This window comes from Mycobacterium sp. E2479 (genome assembly GCF_001667925.1).
In the GTDB taxonomy this organism is placed as follows: Bacteria; Actinomycetota; Actinomycetes; order Mycobacteriales; family Mycobacteriaceae; genus Mycobacterium.
The window spans coordinates 48,087-73,690 of record NZ_LZJR01000010.1 but is presented as its reverse complement, the minus strand read 5'-3'; the positions used below and the strand labels follow the sequence as shown (position 1 = coordinate 73,690).

General features: G+C 66.8%; 20 protein-coding genes. 10 read left to right on the top strand and 10 right to left on the bottom strand.

Annotation, left to right across the window (positions count from 1 at the left end; all coding sequences use genetic code 11):
• Positions 1–64: 64 nt before the first annotated feature.
• Together A5686_RS27495 and A5686_RS01550 are read right to left on the bottom strand one after the other, a co-directional pair.
• Positions 65–655, bottom strand: a complete 591-nt coding sequence (locus A5686_RS27495) for a hypothetical protein (RefSeq protein ID WP_067930101.1) — start codon at positions 653–655, stop codon at positions 65–67.
• Position 656: 1 nt separating this feature from the next.
• Positions 657–1,694, bottom strand: coding sequence for a M23 family metallopeptidase (locus tag A5686_RS01550; RefSeq protein WP_082947413.1), 1,038 nt, complete (start codon positions 1,692–1,694; stop codon positions 657–659).
• Positions 1,695–2,023: 329 nt separating this feature from the next.
• Between A5686_RS01550 and sucC the strand changes: the two genes are divergently transcribed.
• The 3 genes from sucC (at position 2,024) to A5686_RS01535 (ending at position 5,745) form a co-directional block, all read left to right on the top strand.
• Positions 2,024–3,187, top strand: a complete 1,164-nt coding sequence (sucC, locus tag A5686_RS01545) for an ADP-forming succinate--CoA ligase subunit beta (protein ID WP_067930100.1) — start codon at positions 2,024–2,026, stop codon at positions 3,185–3,187.
• Between the two features lie 12 nt (positions 3,188–3,199).
• Positions 3,200–4,102, top strand: a complete 903-nt coding sequence (gene sucD / locus A5686_RS01540; protein WP_067930099.1) for a succinate--CoA ligase subunit alpha — start codon at positions 3,200–3,202, stop codon at positions 4,100–4,102.
• 119 nt (positions 4,103–4,221) lie between these two features.
• Positions 4,222–5,745 carry an acetyl-CoA acetyltransferase gene (locus tag A5686_RS01535; protein WP_067930098.1) on the top strand — a complete coding sequence of 508 codons (1,524 nt, stop codon included), beginning with the start codon at positions 4,222–4,224 and terminating at the stop codon, positions 5,743–5,745.
• A gap of 21 nt (positions 5,746–5,766) precedes the next feature.
• Here the strand turns inward: A5686_RS01535 and A5686_RS01530 are convergent, their stop codons facing one another.
• Positions 5,767–6,615, bottom strand: coding sequence for an LLM class F420-dependent oxidoreductase (locus A5686_RS01530; RefSeq protein ID WP_067930097.1), 849 nt, complete (start codon positions 6,613–6,615; stop codon positions 5,767–5,769).
• Between the two features lie 242 nt (positions 6,616–6,857).
• Here A5686_RS01530 and A5686_RS01525 point away from each other — a divergent pair, with 242 nt between their 5' ends.
• From A5686_RS01525 to A5686_RS01495, 7 genes are all read left to right on the top strand, one after another.
• Positions 6,858–7,766, top strand: a complete 909-nt coding sequence (locus A5686_RS01525) for a DUF5336 domain-containing protein (protein WP_067930095.1) — start codon at positions 6,858–6,860, stop codon at positions 7,764–7,766.
• Between the two features lie 46 nt (positions 7,767–7,812).
• Positions 7,813–9,273, top strand: coding sequence for a DUF6350 family protein (locus A5686_RS01520; protein ID WP_082947412.1), 1,461 nt, complete (start codon positions 7,813–7,815; stop codon positions 9,271–9,273).
• Between the two features lie 220 nt (positions 9,274–9,493).
• Positions 9,494–10,141 (top strand): phosphoribosylglycinamide formyltransferase, encoded by a 648-nt coding sequence (purN, locus tag A5686_RS01515; RefSeq protein ID WP_067930093.1) that lies wholly within the window; start codon positions 9,494–9,496, stop codon positions 10,139–10,141.
• Complete coding sequence (gene purH / locus A5686_RS01510) at positions 10,138–11,721, top strand: bifunctional phosphoribosylaminoimidazolecarboxamide formyltransferase/IMP cyclohydrolase (protein WP_067930091.1); 1,584 nt, start codon at positions 10,138–10,140, stop codon at positions 11,719–11,721. Before purN ends, purH begins: the two co-directional genes overlap by 4 nt.
• A gap of 93 nt (positions 11,722–11,814) precedes the next feature.
• Positions 11,815–13,206, top strand: a complete 1,392-nt coding sequence (locus tag A5686_RS01505; RefSeq protein WP_156749896.1) for an ATP-binding protein — start codon at positions 11,815–11,817, stop codon at positions 13,204–13,206.
• The gene (locus tag A5686_RS01500) at positions 13,199–15,232 is read left to right on the top strand and encodes a VWA domain-containing protein (protein WP_067930087.1); all 2,034 of its coding nucleotides are present in this window, start codon (positions 13,199–13,201) and stop codon (positions 15,230–15,232) included. The genes A5686_RS01505 and A5686_RS01500 overlap by 8 nt, the downstream gene beginning before the upstream one ends.
• A gap of 105 nt (positions 15,233–15,337) precedes the next feature.
• The gene (locus A5686_RS01495) at positions 15,338–16,186 is read left to right on the top strand and encodes an aldo/keto reductase (RefSeq protein WP_067930077.1); all 849 of its coding nucleotides are present in this window, start codon (positions 15,338–15,340) and stop codon (positions 16,184–16,186) included.
• A gap of 8 nt (positions 16,187–16,194) precedes the next feature.
• Here A5686_RS01495 and A5686_RS01490 read toward each other — a convergent pair whose 3' ends face one another.
• The 7 genes from A5686_RS01490 to A5686_RS01460 all read right to left on the bottom strand — a co-directional run bounded on the left by A5686_RS01490 (position 16,195) and on the right by A5686_RS01460 (position 25,377).
• Positions 16,195–16,797 (bottom strand): DUF1707 domain-containing protein, encoded by a 603-nt coding sequence (locus A5686_RS01490; RefSeq protein WP_067930076.1) that lies wholly within the window; start codon positions 16,795–16,797, stop codon positions 16,195–16,197.
• A gap of 131 nt (positions 16,798–16,928) precedes the next feature.
• On the bottom strand, positions 16,929–17,753 hold the full coding sequence (locus tag A5686_RS01485; RefSeq protein WP_067930075.1) for an enoyl-CoA hydratase family protein: 825 nt from the start codon (positions 17,751–17,753) through the stop codon (positions 16,929–16,931).
• Entirely contained in the window at positions 17,753–18,919 is a 1,167-nt protein-coding gene (locus A5686_RS01480; protein ID WP_067930069.1) for an acyl-CoA dehydrogenase family protein, read from the bottom strand. The genes A5686_RS01485 and A5686_RS01480 overlap by 1 nt, the downstream gene beginning before the upstream one ends.
• On the bottom strand, positions 18,916–20,904 hold the full coding sequence (locus A5686_RS01475) for a biotin carboxylase N-terminal domain-containing protein (protein ID WP_067930067.1): 1,989 nt from the start codon (positions 20,902–20,904) through the stop codon (positions 18,916–18,918). The genes A5686_RS01480 and A5686_RS01475 overlap by 4 nt, the downstream gene beginning before the upstream one ends.
• A 5-nt stretch (positions 20,905–20,909) precedes the next feature.
• Entirely contained in the window at positions 20,910–22,499 is a 1,590-nt protein-coding gene (locus tag A5686_RS01470) for an acyl-CoA carboxylase subunit beta (protein ID WP_156749895.1), read from the bottom strand.
• A gap of 2 nt (positions 22,500–22,501) precedes the next feature.
• Complete coding sequence (locus A5686_RS01465) at positions 22,502–23,650, bottom strand: acyl-CoA dehydrogenase family protein (RefSeq protein WP_067930063.1); 1,149 nt, start codon at positions 23,648–23,650, stop codon at positions 22,502–22,504.
• Positions 23,647–25,377 (bottom strand): acyclic terpene utilization AtuA family protein, encoded by a 1,731-nt coding sequence (locus A5686_RS01460; protein ID WP_067930061.1) that lies wholly within the window; start codon positions 25,375–25,377, stop codon positions 23,647–23,649. The genes A5686_RS01465 and A5686_RS01460 overlap by 4 nt, the downstream gene beginning before the upstream one ends.
• Positions 25,378–25,604 lie beyond the last annotated feature (227 nt).

Below are 25,604 nucleotides of genomic sequence, written 5' to 3'. Positions count from 1 at the left end.
TCGAACGTGCACTCAGTGCGAAAAATCGACGAAATCCTCGCCGTGCGTGCACGTTCGGCGAAACTCAGGCGTCGAGCCAGCGTTTAGTTTGCGGCAGCAGCACCAGCACCACCGTGGCGATCGGCAGTATCGGCAGCAGGTGCACCACCCAGGCGACTCGGGCCCCGGCGATGAACACCCCGATGTAGGTGAGAAAGGCGACCAGCGCACCGGCCATCAGGAGGTAGCGGCTGATCGAGCGGCGTTGCAGCAGCATGATCACGCCGGACACCGTCGTCGCCGCGAACACGAGGGCCAGGAACGCCACCGCGATGCAGAACAACCGGTCGGTTCGCCACCAACCGGCGATCAGATCCGTGGCCACCACCGACGTGGCCCAGCCGCTGATGATGCTCACCGCGCACGCGGCCACGGCGGTGCGATCGGTGGGTTCGAGGGGCGGCACTCCGGCGTAGCCCGTGCGACCTGCGCGAGAACCGGCCGGGTAGGGGGGCGATTGCGGGGCGAAGTGGGTGGTCGGAGTGTCCGGCGTGGTGGGGATGGGCCCGGTCGGCGCGCGCCGGATGATCCGCGTCCGTGAGTCGGAGGGCGGATCGTGCTCGGGCCTGGGCTCGGACGGATGCGGACCGGAAGGTTCTTCGTTCGGCGCGGTCACCTCAACCAGCGTAGTTGCCGACTGTAAGACCGCGCTTAGCGAGCCACGGCACGGGGTCGATCCGCTCGCTGCCGCCCTGCAGCACCTCGAAATGCAGGTGTGGACCGGTCGAATTGCCCCGGTTACCCATCGTGGCGATCTGATCGCCGGCCATCACGCGCTCACCGACGCTGACGAGCGCGGTATTGATGTGGCCGTAGAGCGTGACCGTGCCGTCGGCGTGACGGAGTTTGACCAGCATTCCGTAGCCGCTGGCCGGGCCGGCGTCGATGACCACGCCGTCGGACACCGCATAGATCGGTGTCCCGATCGAGTTGGCTAGGTCGATACCGGCGTGCAGCACGCCCCAGCGGTAGCCGAAGTTAGAGGTGAAGATGCCTTTGGTCGGCATCACATAAAGCGGCTGCGACAACCGCGCCTCGCGCTGAGCGCGGTCGTTGGCGAAGGCGACTCCCTTGGCGAGCTCCTGATTGTGCAGCGCGGCGGTGGCCGCCGGCGCCGCCGCGACCACCTGCGGCCCGCGGACGGTGTTGGTGCCCGCCCCGCCGGTGAGCGCCGACGCGTTGGCGGCCAGCACGGCGTCGGTCTTGGGGGTCTCGGCGTGGCTGGTGGCCGTGTGGGCGGCCGCGGCGGCCGCACCCGCGGCCATCGCCGAGATCAGCAGCCGCCCCCGGGCCGCGCTGGTCGGTTCCTTGCGATGCTGTCCGCCGCGGCGGGTGACGCCTACGACGTCGGTGGCGTGCGAGCGATCCCGACGCCGCTCGGAGCGCGGTTCGACGCTCACCCGCGGAAGTACCTCGGTCACGGGTGCGGCCAGCCAGACCGGACGCACGTCGTCGGCATCGTTCAGGTCGTCGAGCTCGGGCGCCAGCAGCACCTGTGCTTCATTGTCGAACGGTGAGTCGCTGCTGAAGTCGAGGTCGCCGACATCGTCGCTGAGGTCGAAGTCGCCGAAATCAAAACCATCGAGCGGAAGGATTTCAGTGACTTCGGTGCGATGCGGTGCGTCGGCCCATCGGGCACCCGCCGCGCGACCCACCCTCACGACGCCTTCAGTTACGGCAGAAGACCGGGCAAAACGGTGCTGGGACAACCTGAAATGTCCTCGTATCGTGACCATAACGTTATCTGGACCCTAGGAAGGTATCCGCTAACGCGCGGGGCTGGCAACCTCGTTGCAAAATCCGGGCGGAATTGTGACTTGGATCACGCGGACGGTCAAACCATGGCTCGTGAGCTGTGCCACAAGGGCGGACGCGGCGGTAGGAGCCGTTTGAGGGGTGGATACAGTTCGTCCGTGCGAGTTGTCGAGTGCGGCAGCGCCCACCAAGAGGCCTAGTAGTTGAGTCGAGCGAAGACAGAGAGTCCATGGACCTTTTCGAGTATCAAGCAAAAGAGTTGTTCGCCAAGCACAACGTACCGACTACGCCGGGACGCGTGACGGACACCGCCGAGGGCGCTCGCGAGATCGCGACCGAAATCGGCCGTCCGGTGATGGTCAAAGCGCAGGTGAAGGTCGGCGGCCGTGGCAAGGCGGGCGGTGTCAAATACGCAGCGACACCCGAAGACGCCTACGAGCACGCCAAGAACATCCTCGGTCTGGACATCAAGGGACACGTCGTAAAGAAGCTGCTGGTCGCCGAGGCCAGCGACATCGCCGAGGAGTACTACATCTCCTTCCTGCTCGACCGCGCCAACCGCACCTACCTGGCCATGTGCTCGGTGGAGGGCGGCATGGAGATCGAGGAGGTCGCCGCGACCAAGCCGGAGCGGCTGGCCAAGGTTCCGGTGAACGCCGTCAAGGGTGTCGACCTGGCTACCGCGCGTTCCATCGCCGAGCAGGGCCACCTGCCCGCCGAGGTGCTCGACGCCGCGGCGGTCACCATCAACAAGCTGTGGGAGCTCTTTGTCGCCGAGGACGCCACCCTGGTTGAGGTCAACCCGTTGGTGCGCGACCCGCAAGACCGGATTCTGGCGTTGGACGGCAAGGTCACCTTGGACGCCAACGCGGACTTCCGTCAGCCCGGTCACGCCGAGTTCGAGGACCGCGACGCCACCGACCCGCTCGAGCTCAAGGCCAAGGAGCACGACCTCAACTACGTCAAGCTGGACGGCTCGGTCGGCATCATCGGTAACGGTGCGGGCCTGGTGATGTCGACGCTCGATGTCGTCGCCTACGCGGGCGAGAAGCACGACGGGGTCAAGCCGGCCAACTTCCTCGACATCGGCGGTGGCGCGTCGGCCGAGGTGATGGCCGCGGGCCTAGACGTCATCTTGAACGACAAGCAGGTCAAGAGCGTGTTCGTGAACGTGTTCGGGGGTATCACCTCGTGCGACGCGGTCGCGAACGGGATCGTGACCGCGCTGCACATGCTCGGCGACGAGGCCAACAAGCCGCTCGTGGTCCGGCTCGACGGCAACAATGTCGACGAAGGTCGCCGCATCCTGGCCCAAGCCAACCACCCGCTGGTTATCCAGGCCGAGACCATGGACGCCGGTGCTGACAAAGCCGCCGAGCTGGCGAACAAGTAAGGGAGTCAAGCCATGTCGATCTTTTTGAACAAGGACTCCAAGGTCATCGTCCAGGGCATCACCGGCGGTGAGGGCACCAAGCACACCGCGCTCATGTTGAAGGCCGGCACCCAGGTGGTCGGCGGCGTGAACGCGCGCAAGGCCGGCACCACGGTGTCGCACGTGGACCCTGTCGGCAAGGACGTCGAGCTTCCGGTGTTCGGCACCGTCGCCGAAGCGATGAAGGAGACCGGCGCGAACGCGTCGGTCGTCTTTGTACCGCCGAGGTTCGCCAAGGACGCGATCATCGAGGCCATCGACGCCGAGATCCCGCTGCTGGTGGTGATCACCGAGGGAATTCCGGTGCAGGACAGCGCCTTTGCGTGGGCATACAACGTGGACAAGGGCCAGAAGACCCGCATCATCGGGCCGAATTGTCCCGGAATCATCACCCCCGGTGAGGCCCTGGCCGGCATCACCCCGGCGAACATCAGCGGTCCCGGCCCGGTCGGCCTGGTGTCCAAGTCCGGCACGCTGACCTACCAGATGATGTACGAGCTGCGCGATTTCGGGTTCTCCACCTCGATCGGCATCGGAGGTGACCCGGTGATCGGCACCACCCACATCGACGCCATCGAAGCCTTCGAGAAGGATCCCGACACCAAGGTCATCGTGATGATCGGTGAGATCGGCGGCGACGCCGAGGAGCGCGCGGCGGACTACATCAAGGCCAACGTATCCAAGCCTGTCGTCGGCTACGTCGCGGGATTCACTGCGCCCGAGGGCAAGACGATGGGCCACGCGGGTGCCATCGTGTCCGGCTCGTCGGGCACCGCGGCCGCCAAGAAGGAGGCCCTCGAGGCGGCCGGCGTCAAGGTCGGCAAGACGCCGTCGGAGACCGCCGCGCTGGCCCGGGAGATTTTGCAGAGCCTGTAGTTCTTCACCGGACTGCGGTCAGGTCGCGTTTTCGCCCGACTCCGCGATCTGGCCGCGGTTTCGTTTTGGCTCCAGCCATCGGTTAGCCTGTCGAACTAACAGCTGCCAGGAGGTTTGTCATGCGGGTCGATCCGCGTACTCCGGTGCTCGTCGGTGTCGGCCAGTTCACCGAACGGATCGACGACCCCGAGTATCGCGGTATGTCGGCGGTCGACCTCGCGACGGCCGCCACGCGGGCAGCTCTGGCCGACACCGGTGCCAAGGCCGTTGTGAAGGCGGTCGACACGGTCTTCGGTCTACGGCAGTTCGAGATCTCTGGACCGATGCCGGCCAGGCTCGGCAAGTCGAACAACTACCCGCGTTCGGTGATGAACCGTCTCGGCGGCGATCCCGCCCGCGTGGTACTCGAACCGGTCGGTGGGCAGGGGCCGCAGAAGCTAGTGACCGAGGCGGGCACCTCAATCGTGTCGGGCGCCGCCGACGTCGTACTGATCATGGGCTCGGAGCCGGGGTCGACGGCTCGCTACTTCGCCGATCGGGTCGACAAGCCCGATTTCACTGAACACGTCGAGGGACAGCTGGAGGATCGCGGCCACCAGATTTCAAGCTACATCGACGATTACACGATCCAGCACGGCTTGACCAGTGCGCCCGTGCAGTACGGGCTCCTGGAGAACGCCCGCCGCGCCCGCCTTGGGTACAGCGTGGCCGATTACCGGTGCCAGATGGCAGAGCTGTTCGCCCCGATGTCCAAAGTGGCTGCCAAGAATCCGCTTTCATCATCACCGGTCGAGCGGTCGGTCGATGAGATCATCACGATCACCGACGACAATCGGATGATCTGTGACCCCTATCCACGTCTGCTCGTCGCCCGCGATCAGGTCAACCAGGGCGCGGCGGCGGTGCTGACCTCAGTGGAGGCGGCGATCCGCCTTGGCGTGCCGGAGGACAAGTGGGTCTATGTGCATGGCCACTCGGACATGATCGAGCAGGCGATGCTGGATCGCGTCGATCTCGGTGCCAGCCCGGCGGCGGTCCATGCGGCTCGAGAAGCGTTGCGCGTAGCTGGAATCGGCGTCGACGACATCGATACGTTTGATCTGTACAGTTGCTTCCCGTTCCCCGTGTTCGTCGCCTGCGAAGCCCTGGGGATCGACGGTGACGACCCGCGTGGCCTGACCCTGACCGGCGGATTGCCGTACTTCGGCGGTCCCGGGAACAGCTACTCGCTGCACGGTATCGCCGAAACCGTCGCGCAAATGCGGGACAGGCCAGGGCGATTCGGCCTCGTCGGCGCCAACGGCGGGATCATGAGCAAGTACTCGGTCGGTATCTACTCGACCACACCGGTGAATTGGCGCGCCGACGACTGTGCGGCGCTGAAGGCGGAGATCGACTCGCTGCCGAAGGTCGACGTCACGAAAGCACCCGACGGCGCGGCAACCATCGAGACGTACTCCGTGCGTTACGACTGGCCGGTCCGCACCGGCATCATCGTCGGCCGGCTCGCCGCGGACAACACGCGATTCATGGCCACGACCGATGATGACGATCTCGTCGCATTGATGTGCGACGGCGATCCGCTCGGCGCCCAGATCTGGGTGTGGTCGACCGACAACGGCAACCGGGCGTCGCTGGCCTAGTCCCCTCGCGCCGGCGTGGGCCTAAACCGTCGCCGAGAGCTTGCCGGCGAGCCGCTCGATGTAGGCGGCGACGTCGTTTTCGGACTTGTCCGGCAGACCGAACAGCACCTCGGTCACCCCCAGCTCGGCCCACTTGGCCAGCTTCTCGGGAACCGGCTTGAAGTCGAGTGCCACGATTTGAGGGGCGCCGTCGCGCCCCCCTGCCGCCCAGGTGTCCTGTAGCAGCTTCACCGGCTCGTCGATGTCGAAATCGCGCGGTGTGGTGATCCAGCCGTCGGCGCTGCGGGCGATCCACTTGAAGTTCTTCTCCGTGCCCGCGGCGCCCACCAGCACCGGGATGTGCGATTGCACCGGCTTGGGCCAGGCCCAGCTTGGGCCGAACTTCACGAATTCACCGTCATACTCGGCTTCTTCTTCAGTCCACAGCGCCCGCATCGCTTCGAGGTATTCACGCAGCATGGTGCGCCGCCGGCCCGCTGGCACGTTGTGGTCGGCGAGTTCGTCGGTGTTCCAGCCGAACCCGACGCCCAGGCTGACCCGTCCGCCGGACAGGTGGTCAAGGGTGGCAATACTTTTCGCCAAGGTGATCGGGTCATGCTCGACGGGGAGGGCCACCGCCGTGGACAGCCGCACCCGTGAGGTGACCGCGCACGCCGCGCCCAAGCTCACCCATGGGTCTAGTGTCCGCATGTAGCGATCGTCGGGCAGCGATTCGTCCCCTGTGGTGGGGTGAGCTGCCTCGCGCTTCACCGGAATGTGAGTGTGTTCTGGCACGTAAAAGGTCTGAAAGCCGTAATCGTCGGCGAGCTTCGCGGCCTTCGCCGGAGAGATACCGCGATCACTGGTGAAAAGCACAAGCCCGTAATCCATGCAAAGAATTAGAACGTGTTCTACCTCTATGGAGCAAGCCGTCCGTCCTGCGAGGCGGGCGCGGCACCGCCGTTATGGGTCCCGCCGTCCAAGCCAGTGGCAGCGGCACGGGTTGTCGCACGTGCGCTAGCGTGGGTGATCGACCGCGTCGCTAAGGCAGCGAGGCGCCTGTAGGCACAGCGTTGCACCGCACCGTGACGACCGCTAGGCAGTTCAAGGCACTGGAAGCAACAGGAGGAGCTATGACCTACTCTCCCGGAAGCCCGGGCTATCCACCGGCGCAAACCGGCGGCACCTATGCGGGCGGCACACCGTCCTTCGCCAAAGACGACGACGGAACGAGCAAACTGCCGTTTTACCTGAACATCGCGGTGGTGGTCCTCGGTCTTGCGGCTTACCTGCTGAACTTCGGTCCCACCTTCACCATCGGCGCCGACCTCGGCCCGGGCATCGGCGGGCGCGCCGGTGACGCGGGCACCGCCGTCGTGGTTGCCGTGCTGGCCGCCCTGCTCGCCGGGCTCGGATTGCTGCCGAAGACCAAGAACTACCCGGGGATCGTTGCGGTGATCGCGGTTCTGGCTGCGTTGCTGGCCATCACCGAGACGATCAACCTGCCCTCCGGTTTCGCGATCGGCTGGGCGATGTGGCCGCTGGTGGCGGCCGTCGTGCTCGAGGCGATCGCCGCGGTCGTGGTGGTCCTGCTGGATTCCGGCGTGATCACCGCACCGGCCCCACGCCCCAAGTACGACCCCTATGCGCAGTACGGCCAGTACGGGCAATACGGCCAGTACGGTCAGCAGCCTTATTACGGTCAGCAGCCGGGTGCCCAGCAGCACGGGGGCCAGCAGCAATCGCCGCAGGGATACGGGTCGCAGTACGGTGGCTATTCGCCGAGCGCGGCGCCCACCCAGAGCGGCGTTCCGACCGGCGGTTTCGGTGCTCAGCCCGCCGCGCAGTCCGGTCCCCAGCCGTCTTCACAGCAGCATGGCTCGTCGACACCGCCCACCGGCTTCCCCAGCTTCAGCCCGCCGCCGAGCGGCGGGGGGTCCGACACCGGTTCGGAGACGACGAACTTCTCCGAGCAGGGTGGGGGGCAGCAGTTCGGCCAGCAACAGTCGCCGTCGTCACCGTCTGGGCCAGCGCCCTCCTAACCTGCGCTCTCGCGCCTAGTCGCGGACGTGCCCCAGAGTGACACGAGTGGAGGACAACCGGGCAGCAGGCGCTCGCCAGGCGCGTGACCTCGCCAGGGTCGCGTTCGCCCCTGCGGTGGTTGCGCTGGTCATCATCGCCGCGGTCACGCTGGTCCAGCTGTTGATCGCCAACAGCGACATGACCGGTGCGCTGGGCGCGATCGCCAGCATGTGGCTGGGGGTGCACCAGGTACCTGTGTCGATCGGTGGCCGCGAACTCGGTGTGATGCCGTTGCTGCCGGTCCTCTTGATGATCTGGGCGACCGCGCGCAATACGGCACGAGCCACCACGCCCTATTCGTCATGGCTGGTCGTGCGCTGGGTCATCGCCTCGGCGCTGGGCGGCCCGCTGTTCATGACGGCGATCGCGCTGGCGGTCATCCACGACGCGTCGTCGGTGATCACCGAGCTGCAAACACCCAGCGCGCTGCGCGCGTTCCTCAGCGTGCTCGTGGTTCATGCCGTCGGCGCCGGGATCGGTGTGTGGTCCCGGGTGGGGCCGCGGACGTTGGCGGCGTCGTCGCTGCCGTTTTGGCTAAGCGATTCCCTGCGCGCCGCCTCCGCCGGCCTGCTCGCCTTGCTGGGGCTGTCCGGACTGGTGACGGCGGGGTCATTGGTCGTGCACTGGTCGACCATGCAGGAGCTCTACGGCATCACCGATTCGATCTTCGGGGAATTCAGCCTGACCCTGCTGTCAATCCTCTACGCGCCCAACGTGATTGTGGGCACCGCGGCGATGGCCGTCGGCTCTAGCGCGCACATTGGGTTTGCGACATTCAGTTCGTTCACCGTGTTCGGTGGCGATATCCCGGCCCTGCCGGTGCTGGCCGCCGTCCCGAGGCCTCCGCTGGGCCCGGTCTGGGTGGCGCTGCTGATCATCGGCGCGTCGTCCGGCGTGGCGGTCGGCCAGCAATGCGCCCGACGCGCGCTACCGCCGCTGACGGCCGCGGCCAAGCTGCTGGTCGCCGCGGTCACCGGGGCACTGGTGCTGTCCTTGCTCGCGTACGCCGGCAGCGGCCAGCTGGGCAACTTCGGCCACGTCGGCGTGGACCAGGGCGCGTTACTCATCGGTGTCTTCTTCTGGTTTGCGGTCGTCGGCGGGGTCACCGTGGTGACGAGCGGTGGGGTCAGGCGTCGGCCCCGACGGCTCAAGGCCGCGACCGCCGCGGTGGAGGAGCCCGCGGACTTCACGGGAGTTTTCGATGACCGGCCGCCCGCGGACGTGGCGGGGGAGGGCGCGATCCCGGTCGACGCGGCCGGCGAGGCGCCGGCCGATTCGAGCGATCTTTCGGCCGACTCCGCCGAACGCGACGCGCGGTTGGACTCCGCTGAACCCGACGCGCCGCAACACTCCGCCGAGCCCGATACGCGGGACGACTCCGCCGAACCCGACGGGCCTGTCGAAGGCGACGAGCGGCCGCCCGCCGAACCGGAGCCGGACCAGACCGAGCGAGATTCCGAGGACTAAGCGTTCTGCCCGCCTCGCAGCGACGACCGCGGCGAGCGCGGGAGGGGCACCGGGCGATTGTCGCTCGAAGGTGGCAATTCCCATGCGGCCAGCTTGATCGTCGGGGCGACCACGCCGAAAGTAGCGATGCCCGACTCTCCCCTTGGCGGCTGCGCAATGGGGGTTCCCCCACCTCCCGTCGCTGCGCGACGCGCGTCGTCGCCGGGCTAGGCTCGCCGATGTGGTCGAACCGCTCCATGTGCTCACTAACGCACCGGCACGGGTGGTGGTACTGGCGTCGGGAACCGGGTCGCTGCTGAATTCACTGTTGACATCTGCCGTCGCGGACTACCCGGCCCGGGTGGTCGCCGTCGGTGCCGACCGCGACTGCCTGGCGACTGAGATCGCCGCGGCCGCGGCCGTGCCCACGTTCACTGTCCGGCTCGGTGACCACCCGGACCGCCACGCCTGGGACGCGGCCATCACCGAGGCCACCGCCGCGCACTCACCCGACCTGGTGGTCTCGGCCGGCTTCATGAAAATACTTGGGCCGCAATTTCTTTCGCAATTCCACGGCCGCGTCATCAACACCCATCCGACCCTGCTGCCGGCGTTCGCGGGTGCGCACGGCGTGGCCGACGCGCTGGCCTACGGTGTGAAGCTCACAGGCTGTACGGTGCACCTGGTGGACGCGGGGACGGACACCGGGCCGATTCTGGCGCAGGAATCCGTTCCGGTACTCGAGGGCGACACCGAAGAGACCTTGCACGAACGCATCAAAGTCACCGAACGCAAGCTACTGGTAGACGTGGTGGCCGCGATCGCGACAGGCGGCCTGACCCTGGTCGGGAGAAAAGCGACGATCGGACGAAAGGCGATGAACCGATGAGCACCCACGACTGGCGCGAAGCCGCCAAACGGCCGATCCGGCGCGCCTTGATCAGCGTCTACGACAAGACCGGTTTGGTCGACCTCGCGCGGGGTTTGGCGGATGCGCGCGTCGAGATCGTCTCGACCGGATCGACGGCGAAGACCATTGCCGACAAGGGCATTTCGGTGACCCGGGTCGAGGACCTGACCGGTTTTCCCGAGGTGCTCGACGGCCGGGTCAAGACACTGCACCCGCGCGTGCACGCGGGCCTGCTGGCCGACCTTCGCAAACCCGAGCACGCCGCCGCGCTCGAGGAACTCGGCATTGCGGCGTTCGAACTCGTCATCGTCAACCTGTACCCCTTCACCGAGACCGTCGACTCCGGGGCAAGCATCGACGAATGCGTCGAACAGATCGACATCGGCGGCCCGTCCATGGTGCGGGCCGCGGCGAAAAACCATCCCAGCGTGGCGGTGATCACCGACCCCCTGGGCTACGACGGCGTGCTCGCCGCGGTACGCGCAGGCGGCTTTACCCTCGCCGAGCGTAAAAAGCTGGCCTCGCTGGCATTTCAGCACACGGCCGAGTACGACATCGCGGTTGCGAGCTGGATGGAGTCGACGTTGGCCCCCGAGCACCCGCCGGCGACCTTCCCGAAGTGGCTGGGCCGCAGCTGGCGCCGCTCGGTGATGCTGCGCTACGGCGAGAACCCGCACCAGCAGGCGGCGCTCTACAGCGACCCGGGCGCGTGGCCGGGACTGGCGCAGGCCGAGCAGCTGCACGGAAAAGAGATGTCCTACAACAACTTCACCGATGCTGACGCGGCCTGGCGGGCAGCCTTCGATCACGAGCAGACCTGCGTGGCAATCATCAAGCACGCCAACCCGTGTGGAATCGCCATCTCGTCGACATCGGTCGCCGACGCACACCGCAAGGCGCATGAATGCGATCCGCTGAGTGCGTTCGGCGGGGTCATCGCGGCCAACACCGAGGTCAGCCTGGAAATGGCCGAATTCGTCAGCACCATCTTCACCGAGGTCATCGTGGCCCCCGCCTACCAGCCGGCCGCTCTGGAAGTGCTGACCCGCAAGAAGAACATCCGGGTGCTGGTGGGGTCGGAGCCACTGAGCGGTGGTACCGAGCTGCGGCCGATCACCGGCGGCCTGCTGGTGCAGCAGCGTGACGAGCTGGACGCGCACGGCGACAACCCGTTGAATTGGACGCTGGCCACCGGCTCCCCGGCCGATCCGGCGACGCTGGCCGACCTGGTGTTCGCCTGGCGGGTGTGTCGCGCCGTGAAATCGAACGCGATCGTGATCGCCGGCAGCGGTGCCACCATCGGCGTCGGGATGGGCCAGGTGAACCGGGTCGACGCCGCGCGGCTGGCCGTCGAACGCGGCGGTGATCGCGTTCGCGGCGCGGTCGCGGCCTCCGATGCGTTCTTCCCGTTCCCCGACGGACTCGAGACGTTGACCGGCGCCGGAGTGCGAGCGATCGTGCATCCCGGCGGATCGGTGCGCGACGACGAGGTGACCGCGGCGGCCGCCGACGCCGGCATCACGCTGTATCTCACCGGAGCGCGTCACTTCGCGCATTAGTCGCGGTGCGCGCCGCGACGCGGGTGTCAATAAGCGTGGAGTGAACGCCCTTGGCATGACTGGTCTGAGCGCGCGTCGTAGCGTGGAGTGGTGATGTCACCGAGCAACCTGCCCCGTACCGTCGGCGAACTGCGTGCCGCCGGACATCGTGAACGGGGAGTCAAGCAGGAGATCCGCGAAAATCTGCTTGCACGCCTAGCCGAAGGCGGAGATGGCGAAGCTATCTGGCCTGGCATTTTGGGATTCGACGACACGGTCTTGCCCCAACTCGAGCGCGCGCTGATCGCGGGCCACGACTTCGTTCTGCTCGGTGAACGCGGCCAGGGCAAAACCCGGTTGCTGCGTGCTTTGACCGGACTGCTCGATGAGTGGACGCCGGTGATCGCCGGTGCCGAACTGGGTGAGCATCCCTTCTCGCCGATCACGCCGGAGTCGATCCGCAAGGCCGCCACCCTGGGTGACGACCTGCCGGTCGAATGGAAGCACCGCAGCGAGCGCTACACCGAAAAGCTCGCCACCCCGGACACGAGCGTCGCCGACCTGGTCGGCGACATCGACCCGATCAAGGTCGCCGAGGGCCGCAGCCTGGGGGACCCGGAGACCATCGCTTACGGGCTGATTCCCCGCGCCCACCGCGGCATCGTCGCCGTCAACGAGCTGCCCGACCTCGCCGAGCGCATCCAGGTGTCGATGCTCAACGTCATGGAGGAACGCGACATCCAGGTCCGCGGTTACACGCTGCGCCTACCGTTGGACGTCCTGGTGGTCGCCAGCGCCAACCCAGAGGACTACACCAACCGCGGACGCATCATCACCCCGCTCAAAGACCGTTTCGGCGCGGAGATCCGAACTCACTACCCGCTTGAGCTCGAAGCGGAAGTCGGTGTCATCGCGCAGGAAGCGCACCTGTTGGCCCAGGTTCCCGACTACCTCATGCAGATAATCGCCCGGTTCGCCCGCTACTTGCGGGAGTCCAACTCCGTCGATCAACGGTCCGGGGTGTCGGCGCGGTTCGCGATCGCCGCCGCCGAGACCGTCGCCGCCGCCGCGCGGCACCGCGGCGCGGTGCTGGGGGAGACCGACCCGGTGGCGCGGGTCGTCGATTTGGGCACGGTGATCGACGTCCTGCGCGGCAAGCTGGAGTTCGAATCCGGCGAGGAAGGCCGCGAACAGGCCGTGCTCGAACACCTGCTGCGCCGGGCCACCGCCGACACCGCTTCGCGGGCCCTGGGCGGCATCGACGTCGGATCGCTGGTGGCCGCGGTCGAGGGGGGTTCGGCGGTGACGACGGGCGAGCGGATCTCGGCCAAAGATGTGCTGGCCGCCATCCCCCCGAACCTGCCGGTGGTGGACAAGATTGCGGCCAAGCTCGGTGCGCAGTCGGAAGGCGAACGCGCCGCGGCGCTGGAGCTGGCGCTGGAGGCCCTGTATCTGGCCAAGCGCATCGACAAGGTATCCGGGGAGGGTCAAACCGTCTATGGCTGAGTCTGATGGTGACGACCCGCTGCGCCCGGCTTCGCCGCGGCTGCGATCGTCACGAGGGCACTCCTCGCGCTATTCGGCGTACACCGGCGGCCCCGACCCGCTGGCCCCGCCGGTGGATCTGCGCGAGGCGCTCGAACAGATCGGCCAGGACGTCATGGCCGGCACGTCGCCGCGCCGTGCGCTGTCGGAGCTGCTGCGCCGCGGCACCAAGAATATGCCCGGTGCGGATCGGCTGGCCGCCGAGGCCAACCGGCGACGACGGGAATTGTTGCGGCGCAATAATTTAGATGGCACCCTGCAGGAAATCAAGAAACTTTTGGACGAGGCCGTGCTGGCCGAACGCAAGGAATTAGCCCGCGCGCTCGACGATGACGCGCGCTTCGGTGAACTGCAGCTGGACGCGCTGCCGTCGTCGCCGGCCAAGGCGGTACAGGAGCTCTCCGACTACAACTGGCGCAGCGGCGAGGCCCGCCAAAAGTACGACCAGATCAAGGATCTGCTCGGCCGCGAGATGCTGGACCAACGCTTCGCGGGCATGAAGCAGGCACTGGAAGGTGCCACCGACGAGGATCGCCAGCGGGTCAACGACATGCTCAACGACCTCAACGACCTGTTGGACAAGCACGCCCGGGGCGAGGACACTCAGCAAGACTTCGAAGACTTCATGGACAACCACGGCGAGTTCTTTCCAGAGAATCCGCGCAACGTCGAAGAGCTGCTGGACTCATTGGCCAAGCGCGCCGCCGCCGCCCAGCGTTTCCGCAACAGCCTGAGCGCCGAGCAGCGCGACGAACTGGATGCCTTGGCGCAGCAGGCCTTTGGCTCCCCATCGCTGATGCAGGCGCTGAACCGGCTTGATGCGCACCTGCAGGCGGCGCGCCCAGGGGAGGACTGGAGCGGTTCCGAGCAGTTCTCCGGTGACAATCCGTTCGGTATGGGCGAGGGCACCCAGGCGCTGGCCGACATCGGCGAGCTGGAGCAACTGGCCGAGCAGCTGTCGCAGAGCTATCCGGGCGCCACCATGGACGACGTCGACCTGGATGCGCTGGCACGACAGCTCGGGGACGAGGCGGCCGTCGATGCCCGCACCCTTGCCGAAATGGAACGCGCGCTGATGAATCAGGGTTTCTTGGACCGTGGCTCGGACGGCCAGTGGCGGCTGTCGCCGAAGGCCATGCGCCGACTCGGTGAGACGGCGTTACGCGATGTGGCACAACAACTTTCCGGACGGCGTGGCGAGCGCGATCACCGGCGTGCGGGCGCTGCCGGCGAGCTCACCGGCGCTACCCGACCATGGCAGTTCGGTGACACCGAACCGTGGAACATCTCCCGCACGTTGACCAACGCCGTTCTGCGGCAATCGGGAACCGCCACCGTGGATGGCCCGGACCGGCGGTTGAAGATCTCCGTCGACGACGTCGAGGTCTCCGAGACGGAGACACGTACGCAGGCCGCGGTCGCGCTGCTGGTCGATACCTCGTTTTCCATGGTGATGGAAAATCGCTGGCTGCCCATGAAGCAGACTGCGCTGGCGCTCAACCATCTGGTCTGCACGCGTTTTCGCTCGGATGCCTTGCAGATCATCGCCTTTGGCCGATACGCGCGAACGGTGACCGCCGCGGAGCTCACCGGACTCGAGGGCGTCTACGAGCAGGGCACCAACCTGCATCACGCGCTGGCGCTGGCCGGTCGGCATCTGCGCCGTCATCCCAATGCGCAGCCTGTGGTGCTGGTGGTGACCGACGGTGAGCCCACCGCGCACCTGGAGGATTTCGACGGCGACGGCACGACCGTGTTCTTCGATTACCCACCGCATCCGCGAACCATCGCGCACACGGTGCGCGGCTTCGACGAGATGGCGCGGCTGGGCGCCCAGATCACCATCTTCCGGCTGGGCAGCGACCCGGGTCTTGCCCGCTTCATCGACCAGGTCGCCCGACGTGTCGAGGGGCGGGTCGTGGTGCCCGATCTCGACGGATTGGGCGCGGCCGTCGTCGGCGACTACCTGCGGTCTCGCCGCCGTTAACGGCCGCCGAACTTAAAGACTCCGGGCCTGGTGAGTGGATGCGGTTCCGCATCCGGGTAGGTGTGCTCTGGGCTGGGTACAGGGCCTCGAAGAAGGAGGAGACGCATGAGCCAGGTGCCAACGATCGAACTCAATGACGGTGTCAGCATTCCGCAGCTGGGTTTCGGTGTGTTCCAGATCAAGCCCGACGAGACCGTCGCCGCGGTGCGGACGGCGCTCGAGATCGGCTATCGACACATCGATACGGCCGAGATGTACGGCAACGAAAGGGAAGTCGGACAAGGCATCCGCGACGCGGGTCTGGACCGCGGTGAGGTCTTCGTCACCAGCAAGCTCAACAACGGGTTCCACAAACCCGACGATGCGCGTCGCGCCTTCGACGACACGCTGAAGAAGCTGTCTTCCGACTACGTCGATCTGTTCCTCATCCACTGGCCGCTGCCCACGCTCTACGACGGCGACTTCGTCTCGACGTGGAAAGTCCTGGAAGAGTTCGCGCGCGACGGACGCGCTCGCAGCATCGGTGTCTCGAATTTCCAAGTCGCACACCTGGATCGGCTCGCCGACGAGACCGACACCGTCCCGTCGGTCAATCAGATCGAGCTGCACCCCTACTTCGCCAACGAGGAAGTCCGTGCGTATGGACGCGAGCACGGCATCGCCACCGAGGCGTGGTCGCCCATCGCCCAGGGCCGGGTGCTCGACGACCCGGTGATCAACCGCATCGCCGACGCCCGCGGCAAATCAGCGGCACAGGTGGTGTTGCGCTGGCACATCCAGCGGGGCGACATCGTCTTCCCGAAATCGGTGACGCCGCAGCGGGTCAAGGCCAATTTCGAGCTGTTCGACTTCGAGCTGGACGGCTCGGATATGGACGCGATCTCAGGTCTGGACAAGGGGGAGTCGGGACGCACCGGCCCAAACCCCGACACGTTCGATTACGTGCCCGACTGAAGATTCTGCTACCCGCGCGGGCGGCGAGCTTTCCGCGCGATGCCGACGCCGCCCCACAGGGAGAAGCCGCGGATGCGTACGGTCGGCGCGCCGGGCGCGCCCTGCCCGACGACTTCGCGGTCGAAGTTTCCCATCACGCCGCGGCCGTGCACCTCGACGTTGACCTCGGGCGGCAGCAAAATATTCTGCACACCCATAATCGACATCGCATGTATGTCGACCTCGGTCGAGGTGAAGTCGGCGTAGCGCAGATCGACCACCCCGCTGCCCCACAGGGTGAAGGTGGTGAGCTTCTTGGGGACGTTCCAACGGCCGCGGCGCTCGAAGCCGCTCATCAATGCCAGCAACAGCGTCGACGGCGCCGGATTGGGCTTGCCACCGCGGCGCGGGCTGACCGGGGTCTCCGGCAGATCGGCCCGCAGCCGATCCAACTCCTCATACGTCGTCGCCGCGTAAGCCCTGGTCAAGCGGTCTTCGTAGTCGTTCAGCTGCAGGCGGCCCTGTTCGGCCGCATACGCAAGCAGCTGCGCAGTCTGAATGCGATCAGTATCGGCTGCGCGCGACGGCTCGCCGCGCGTGTCCTCCGCATCCCGTTGCGTTGAGTTGCTCATCACCAACGAGCCTACGACGTCCAGGTTTTGCCGCAAGAGAAATGGCTAAACTGCAACGTCACGCCCGCCCCTGCCGCGCCCCGGGCCGGTGCGCCGGGCCTTTTTGGACATCTGGCTAACTTCTCGGCCGGCTAACGGGCCCAGTTGGGTGGACGCTTCTCCAAGAATGCCAGCATGCCTTCGCGGGCTTCGTCGGACACGAATAGCCGGGCCGATTCCTCGGCGAGCCGCTCGGCATCGCGGTCGAAACGTTCCAGCACCGCGGCCGTGGTCAGTGCCTTGGAAGCCGCGAGGCCCTGAGGCGAACCACGGCCGATATCGGAGACAAGTTGGTCGACCGCGGCGTCGACGTCCTCGGTGGCCTCGGTGATCAATCCGATCTCGGCCGCCTGGCCGGCGTCGAACGTCTCGCCGGTCAGGTAGTAGCGCGTCGCGGCCCGCGCGGACAATTTCGGCAGCAGCGTCAACGAGATGATCGCCGGCGCGACGCCGATCCGGGCCTCGGTCAGAGCGAAGGTGCTGCGCGGGCCGGCGACCGCGATATCGCAGGCACCCACCAGACCGAACCCGCCCGCCCGCACGTGCCCGTTGATCGCGCCGATCACCGGCAGCGGCGAGGAGACGATGGCCCGCATCAAGGCGGCCATCTCGCGGGCCCGCGCGACGGCCGTGTCATATGCCGACGGTGGCGACCCGGCTAGGCCGCCGTCGCGATCGCCCCTGGGATGACCCCCGCCGGCTTCGCTCAGATCCGCACCGGCGCAGAAGGTGCCGCCGGTGTGGCCCAGCACCACCAGCCTCGCCGCGGGATCGACAGAGGCATCGCGCAGCCCCTGGTGCAGCTGATTGACCAGCGTGGCGGACAACGCATTGCGGTTGTGCGGTGAGTTCAGCGTCAGTCGCGCGTAGGGCCCGCCGGTCCTGTCGGGACCGGCGTATTCGACGAGAGCATCCATCAGTAGCTTCGGGGCAGGCCCAGCGATGTCTGCGCGACGAAGTTCAGCACCATCTCGCGGCTGACCGGAGCGATGCGGCCCAGCCGGGCCGAGGTCAGCATGGCCGCCACGCCGTACTCCTTGGTCAGTCCGTTGCCGCCCATCGACTGCACCGCCTGGTCCACCGACCGCGTGGCCGCCTCGGCCGCAGCGTATTTGGCCATGTTCGCGGCTTCGGCCGCGCCCATGTCGTTACCGGAGTCGTAGAGGGTGGCGGCCTTCTGCATCATCAGCTTGGCCAGCTCGACCTCGATGTGGCACTGCGCCAGCGGATGTGACAAACCCTGGTGCGTGCCGATCGGCGTGCCCCACACCTGGCGGGTCTTGACGTAGTCGGCGGCCCGGCTAAGGGCGAAACGTCCCATCCCGACGGAGCTCGCCGCACCCATGATGCGTTCGGGGTTGAGTCCGGCGAAAAGCTGTGCGATGGCGGCATCTTCGGCGCCGACGAGGGAGTCGCTGGGTAGGCGGACATCGTCGAGGAAGACCTGGAACTGGCGCTCGGGGCTGATTAATTCCATCTCGATCGGGGTGTAGCTGAAGCCCGGCGCGTCGGTGGGCACGACGAACAGCGCGGGGCGCAACTTGCCGGTCTTGGCCTCCTCGGTGCGGGCCACCACCAACACCGCCTGCGCCTGGTCGATGCCCGAGATATAGACCTTCTGGCCCTTGAGGATCCAGTCGCTGCCGTCCCGGCGGGCGGTTGTGCTGATCTTGTGCGAGTTGGAGCCGGCGTCCGGCTCGGTGATGGCGAACGCCATCGTCAGCGTGCCGTCGGCGATACCGGGAATCCAGCGCTGCTTCTGCTCCTCGGTGCCGAACTTGCTGATGATGGTGCCGTTGATCGCGGGCGAGACGACCATCAGCAGCAGTGCGCTGCCCGCGGCCGCCATTTCCTCCATGACCAGCGACAGCTCGTACATTCCGGCGCCGCCACCGCCGTACTCCTCTGGCAGGTTCACCCCGAGGAAACCGAGTTTGCCTGCTTCCGACCACAATTCGTCGGTGTGCTCATGCGCGCGGGCCTTGCGCAGGTAGTATTCGCTGCCGTAATTGGCCGCCCAGGCCGCCACCGACTTGCGTAGGGCCTGACGCTCCTCGCTCTCGATGAAGCTGGTGTCGGTCATGCTTGATCTCCTTCTGATTGCGGCGCTTCCACTCTTGCCAGCACAGCGCCAACTTCGACTTGCTGACCGGTTTTGACATCGAGTTCGGCGAGCACCCCGTCGACCGGGGCGGCGATGGTGTGTTCCATTTTCATGGCCTCCAGCCAGATCAATGGCTGGCCGGCGGTGACGGTGTCGCCGATCGCGGCGCCGAGCCGGATGACACTGCCGGGCATCGGCGCCACCAGTGAGCCCTTCTCGACGGTCGAACCCGGTTCCGGGAACCGCGGCTGCGCGATCAGGTGCACCGGCCCGCGCGCGGAATCCACATAGACATCGGAATCGCCGGCGCGGTAGCGGCGTACGGCGAAGCTGTGGTCGACGCCGTCGACTCGCAGCACCACGTCATTCGCCGTGGCCGACACCAACTGCACCGACGGGTCTTCGGGGAGCACCAAAGCGGTTCTGGTGAAGCGGTATTGGACGAGGTACTCGTCACCCTGGTCGTCATGATAGGTCTTGGTCTGGTGGCCTGATGCCAAATTGCGCCAGCCGCTGGGAACGGTCCGCAGCACGGGCGCTGTGGCGCGGTTATGTGCGGCATCGGCGAGTGCCGCCGCGATGGCGGACAGACGGATCACCGCGGTGTCACCGAGTGGCGCCGCCAATCGCGCCAGGCCGTGGGTGTCGAAAAACGCTGTGTCCGTTGCGCCGTCGAGGAACGCCGGATGCCGCAGGACGTTCACCAGCAGATCGCGGTTGGTGCGCACCCCGTGCACACGGGCCCGGGCCAGGGCGTCGGCGAGAATCAGCGATGCCTGACGGCGGGTCGGGGCGTAGGAGATGACCTTGGCCAGCATCGGGTCGTAGTGAATGGAGACGGTGAATCCGTCGACGATGCCCGAGTCAACCCGAATCCCGGTCCGCTGCCCCAGCGAGCCGAACTCAGTCCGAACCGACGGCACCTCGAAAGCGCGCACCAGACCGGCCTGCGGCTGCCAGTTCTTCGCAGGGTCCTCGGCGTAGAGTCGCGCTTCGATCGAATGCCCTTGCGCGACAGGAGGTTGTGCGCCGAGACGGTCGCCGTCGGCGACGGCGAGTTGCAGTTCGACGAGGTCGAGTCCGGTGGTCTCCTCGGTGACGGGGTGTTCGACCTGCAGCCTGGTGTTCATCTCCAGGAAGTAGAATTCGCCGCCGTCGTCGGCCAGGAACTCCACAGTCCCGGCCCCGGTGTAGCCGATGGCCTCGGCGGCCAGCCGGGCAGCGTCGAACAGCTTGGCGCGCATGCCCACGGTGCGCTCCACCAACGGCGCCGGGGCCTCCTCAATGATCTTCTGGTGGCGGCGCTGGATTGAGCATTCGCGTTCACCGACGGCCCAGACGGTGCCGTGGGTGTCGGCCATGACCTGCACCTCGATGTGGTGCCCGGTCGGTAGATACCGCTCGCAGAACACCGTGGGGTCACCGAAGGCGGACTGCGCTTCGCGACGCGCGGCCTCGACTTCGCCGGACAGAGCGGCTAATTCGTGCACGACCCGCATGCCGCGGCCACCGCCGCCCGCGGACGCTTTCACCAGCACCGGCAGCTGCGCTTGCGTGACAGTCTCCGGGTCGAGTTCTTCGAGCACCGGCACGCCCGCCGACGCCATCAACTTCTTGGACTCGATCTTGGAGCCCATGGCGCGCACCGCGTCCACCGGTGGCCCGATCCACGTCAGCCCGGCGTCCAGGACGGCGGCCGCGAAGTCGGCGTTCTCCGAGAGGAACCCGTAACCGGGGTGAATCGCGTCGGCGTCGGCGGCATGCGCGGCGGCGATGATGGCCCCGGCGTTGAGGTAGTCGCTGGTCTTGTCCAGCCGCACCCGGGCATCGGCCTCGGCGACGTGCGGCGCGCCCGCGTCTGGGTCGGTGTAGACAGCGACGGTGCCCAAGCCGAGCCGGCGGCAGGTAGCGAACACCCGGCGGGCGATCTCGCCTCGGTTGGCGACCAGAACTCGAGTAACCATGGAGCTCACATCCGGAAGACGCCGAAGTTCGACGTCCCCTTGATCGGGCCATTGGCGATGGCGGACAGACACATTCCCAACACGGTGCGGGTATCTCGCGGGTCGATCACCCCGTCGTCGTAGAGCATCCCGGACAACACCAATGGCAGCGACTCGGCTTCGATCTGACCCTCGACCGCGGCCCGCATCGCCGCGTCGGCCTCCTCGTCGACCTGCTGGCCGCGCGCCTCGGCCGCCGCTCGTGCCACGATCGACAGCACGCCCGAAAGCTGGGCGCCACCCATTACGGCCGACTTCGACGTCGGCCACGCGAAGAGGAACCGCGGATCGTAGGCGCGCCCGCACATGCCGTAGTGGCCCGCGCCGTAGGATGCGCCGATCAGTAGCGAGATGTGCGGGACCGTCGAATTGGACACGGCATTGATCATCATGGAGCCGTGTTTGATCATCCCGCCCTCCTCGTAGTCCTTGCCCACCATGTAGCCGGTGGTGTTGTGCAAGAACAACAGTGGCGTGTCAGAGCGGTTGGCCAACTGGATGAACTGGGTGGCTTTTTGAGACTCCTCACTGAACAGCACCCCGCGCGCATTGGCCAGGATGCCGATCGGATAACCGTGCAACTGAGCCCAGCCCGTCACCAACGAGGATCCATATAACGGCTTGAATTCGTCGAATTCGGAGCCATCGACGATGCGGGCGATCACTTCCCGGGGATCGAACGGAATGCGCAGATCCGCCGGCACAATGCCGATGAGTTCCTCGGTGTCGAACAACGGCGCGGTGACCGGCTTGGGCTTCGGCCCCTGCTTGACCCAGTTCAATCGGGCGACCACTCGACGGCCGATGCGGATCGCGTCGAGCTCGTCGACGGCGAAATAATCGGCCAAACCCGAGATGCGGGCATGCATCTCGGCGCCGCCGAGCGATTCGTCATCGGATTCCTCACCGGTGGCCATCTTCACCAGCGGGGGACCCGCGAGGAAGACCTTGGAACGTTCCTTGATCATCACCACGTGGTCGGACATGCCTGGGACGTAGGCGCCGCCCGCGGTGGAATTGCCGAACACCAATGCGATGGTGGGGATACCGGCCGCTGAGAGCCGGGTCAGGTCGCGGAACATTCGTCCGCCGGGAATGAAGATCTCCTTTTGCGTGGGCAGGTCCGCGCCGCCGGACTCCACCAGCGAGATCACCGGAAGCCGGTTCTCGAAGGCGATCTGGTTGGCCCGCAGAATTTTTTTCAGGGTCCACGGGTTGCTGGTGCCGCCTTTGACCGTCGGGTCGTTGGCCACGATCATGCATTCGACGCCTTCGACCACGCCGATGCCGGTGACCGTGCTGGCACCGACCTTGAAGGCGCTGCCCCAGGCGGCCAGCGGGCTGAGTTCCAAGAACGGCGAATCCTGGTCGACCAGCAATTCGATGCGTTCACGCGCTGTCAGCTTGCCCCGGGCATGATGACGCTCAACGTATTTGGGCCCGCCGCCGGCCAGCGCGTTGGCCAGCTCGCCGTCGATCTGCTCGAGTTTCGTCATCGCCGCCGATGCCGCGTCGGTGAAGGTGGTGGCCTCCGGATCGAGGGTCGACTGCAGCACGGTCACGATTGATACCCCAGAAGTTTGGCGGACAGTGCGGTGAGGATTTCGGTGGTCCCTCCGCCGATGCCCAGGATCCTCATGTCCCGGTATTGGCGTTCGACCTCGGATTCGGCCATGTAACCCATGCCCCCGAACAACTGAACGGCTTGGTGGGCCACCCATTCGCCGGCCTCGACCGAGGTGTTCTTGGCGAAACACACCTGCGGAATCAGGTTGGTCTCCCCGGCGAGCTGCCGTTCCACCACGCTGCGCGAGTAGACCCGGGCGACGTCGATGCGACGGGCCATCTCGGCCAATGTGTTCTGCACCGACTGGCGCGATATCAGTGGGCGACCGAATGTTTCGCGGTCGCGACACCACTGGACTGTCAGGTCCAAGCACCGCTGCGCACTCGAATAGGCCTGTGCAGCAAGGCCGATGCGCTCGGAGACGAAGGCCTGGGCGATCTGGGCGAACCCGGTGTTCTCGGCGCCGACCAGGTTGGCCGCCGGGACACGGACGTCGGTGTAGGACAGCTCGGCGGTATCCGAGGACCGCCAACCCATCTTGTCCAGCTTGCGACTCACCTCGAAGCCGGGCGTGCCCTTTTCGACCACCAGCAGCGAAACCCCGCCCGCACCCGGGCCTCCGGTGCGCACCGCGGTGACCACATAGTCGGCGCGGACCCCCGAGGTGATGTAAGTCTTGGCGCCGTTGACGACGTAGTGGTCACCGTCGCGAACCGCGGAGGTCCGCAGATGTCCGACGTCGGAGCCACCTCCCGGTTCGGTAATGGCCAACGAACCGATCATGTCGCCGGCGAGCGTCGGGCGAACGAAGGTGTCGATGAGCCGCTGATCGCCCGAGGCGATCATGTGCGGCACCGCGATGCCGCAGGTGAACAGCGACGCGAACACTCCGCCCGGGGCTCCGGTGTGATGCATCTCCTCGCAGATGATCACCGCGTCGGCGCCGTCGCCGCCACCACCGCCGACAGATTCGGGAAAGCCCGCACCCAGCAGCCCGGCGGCGCCGGCGCTCCGGTGCAATTCGCGCGGCAGGTCGCCGGTGCGCTCCCACTCGTCGACGTGCGGCAGGATCTCGCGTTCTGCGAAGGCGCGCACCGTCTTTCGCAACTGTTCTCGCTCGGGCGTGGTCCAAAGATTCACAATAGACTCTCCGGGATGTCAAGGTAGCGGCCGCGAAGCCATTCGCCCAGCCCCTTGGCCTGGGGGTCGAATCGAGCCTGATAGGCGACGCCCTGGCCGAGGATGCCGTCGATGACGAAGTTCACCGCACGCAGGTTCGGCAGCACGTGGCGGGTGACGTCGAAGTCCACCGCTTCTGGCAGCAGCTCCTTGAGCAGCTCTACAGTCAAAGTGTTGGCCAGCCATCGCCATTGCTCGTCGGTGCGCACCCAGACCCCGACATTCGCCGAGCCGCCCTTGTCGCCGCTGCGGGCGCCGGCGACGCGGCCCAGCGGCACTCGTCGCGTCGGGCCGGCCGGCAGGGGGTCGGGCAGCGGCGGGGGATTGGCGGGCGCCAATGCCAAAGTCTCGGTGGCGCAGGCGATGTCGGTACGTGTGCCGTCGGCGTGGACCGCGACGTGCGGCACCTGGGCGACATCGACGAAGCCGGGCGTGAACACACCGTAGACCTGACCGTCACCCGGCGGCGCGGTCGCATGAAATCCCGGATAGCTGGCCAACGCCAATTCGACGGCGGCCGAAGAGAATTGACGTCCTACGTTGGCGGGATCGGGATCGCGCACGACGCAGTGCAGCAGGGCGCTGGCGGTTTCTTCGGTGTCGGCGTCGGGGTGGTCGGTGCGGGCCAGCGACCACTGCAGTTCGGCGGGCTTGACGGTGAGCGCGGCGTCGAGTTGCCGGCGCAAGAGTTCGGCCTTGGCCTCGATGTCCAGTCCGGTCAACACGAAGGTCATCGAGTTGCGGAACCCGCCGATGCTGTTCATCGACACCTTGTAGGTGGGTGGCGGGGCTTCACCGCGCACCCCGCTGATGCGCACGCGATCCGGCCCGTCGGACGACAGCTCGACGGTGTCCATCCGCGCGGTGACGTCCGGGTTGGCGTAGCGCGCTCCGGTGATCTCGTAGAGCAGCTGCGCGGCTACGGTGTCCACGCTGACCAGACCGCCGGTGCCCGGGTGTTTCGTGATCACCGAGGATCCGTCGGCGCTGACCTCGGCCAGCGGAAAACCGGCGTGGGTGAGGTCGGCCACCTCGGTAAAGAACGAATAATTGCCTCCCGTGGCCTGAACCCCGCATTCGATGACGTGTCCTGCGACCACGGCGCCGGCGAGTTGGTCGTAGTCGGTGCGGTCCCAGCCGAAGTGCGCAGCGGCCGCCCCGACAATCACCGAGGCGTCGGTGACGCGGCCGGTGACGACGACGTCGGCGCCGTGGTCGAGGCAATCGACAATGCCCCAGGCGCCCAGGTACGCGTTCGCGGTCAGCGGGTTGCCCAACCCGAGTTCGGCCGCGCGCGGCAACAGGTCGTCACCCTCGACGTGGGCGACTTGGGCGTCAATGCCCAGGCGTTCGGCCAGCGCGCGAATCGCGTCGGCCAGGCCGGCCGGGTTGAGGCCGCCGGCATTGGCGACGATACGAACCCCGCGCTCGCGGGCCTCGCCTAGACAATCCTCGAGCTGCGTCAGGAAGGTCTTCGCGTAGCCGCGCTCGGGGTGCTTCATCCGATCCCGGCCCAGGATCAGCATGGTGAGCTCGGCCAGGTAGTCGCCGGTGAGGTAGTCGACGTCTCCGCCGGTGAGCATCTCGCGCATGGCCGACAGCCGGTCGCCGTAGAACCCCGAGCAGTTGGCGATCCGGACGGCGCCGGAACTGCCGGAGGCGCCGGAGGCGCCGGAAGCAGAGGCCATGCCTGTCCTCCATTCACGAATTCACCGGTTCGGATCAACCAACCAACCGGTAGGTTAGCGGGTACCGTCGGTGCCACGTCAAGGATCCCACTTCGGAGTGAAAGACCCGTAGCGCGCCCGATGGGCGGGCGATCGGCGCGCGGCGCCCATTTTGGCGACAAGCGGACCAGCGACTATCCTGGGATGCGATCGTCGCCCGTTCGGCCCACCAGCCACGCCGCGCGACA

Coding starts and splice junctions, on each gene's coding strand:
- A5686_RS01525 (WP_067930095.1), top strand. CDS start 6,858: ATGACCTACTCTCCCGGAAGCCCGGGCTATCCACCGGCGCAAACCGGC.
- A5686_RS01495 (WP_067930077.1), top strand. CDS start 15,338: ATGAGCCAGGTGCCAACGATCGAACTCAATGACGGTGTCAGCATTCCG.
- purH (WP_067930091.1), top strand. CDS start 10,138: ATGAGCACCCACGACTGGCGCGAAGCCGCCAAACGGCCGATCCGGCGC.
- sucC (WP_067930100.1), top strand. CDS start 2,024: ATGGACCTTTTCGAGTATCAAGCAAAAGAGTTGTTCGCCAAGCACAAC.
- A5686_RS01485 (WP_067930075.1), bottom strand. CDS start 17,753: ATGGATGCTCTCGTCGAATACGCCGGTCCCGACAGGACCGGCGGGCCC.
- A5686_RS01530 (WP_067930097.1), bottom strand. CDS start 6,615: ATGGATTACGGGCTTGTGCTTTTCACCAGTGATCGCGGTATCTCTCCG.
- sucD (WP_067930099.1), top strand. CDS start 3,200: ATGTCGATCTTTTTGAACAAGGACTCCAAGGTCATCGTCCAGGGCATC.
- A5686_RS01480 (WP_067930069.1), bottom strand. CDS start 18,919: ATGACCGACACCAGCTTCATCGAGAGCGAGGAGCGTCAGGCCCTACGC.
- A5686_RS01535 (WP_067930098.1), top strand. CDS start 4,222: ATGCGGGTCGATCCGCGTACTCCGGTGCTCGTCGGTGTCGGCCAGTTC.
- A5686_RS01500 (WP_067930087.1), top strand. CDS start 13,199: ATGGCTGAGTCTGATGGTGACGACCCGCTGCGCCCGGCTTCGCCGCGG.
- A5686_RS01490 (WP_067930076.1), bottom strand. CDS start 16,797: ATGAGCAACTCAACGCAACGGGATGCGGAGGACACGCGCGGCGAGCCG.
- A5686_RS01475 (WP_067930067.1), bottom strand. CDS start 20,904: ATGGTTACTCGAGTTCTGGTCGCCAACCGAGGCGAGATCGCCCGCCGG.
- A5686_RS01505 (WP_156749896.1), top strand. CDS start 11,815: ATGTCACCGAGCAACCTGCCCCGTACCGTCGGCGAACTGCGTGCCGCC.
- A5686_RS01460 (WP_067930061.1), bottom strand. CDS start 25,377: ATGGCCTCTGCTTCCGGCGCCTCCGGCGCCTCCGGCAGTTCCGGCGCC.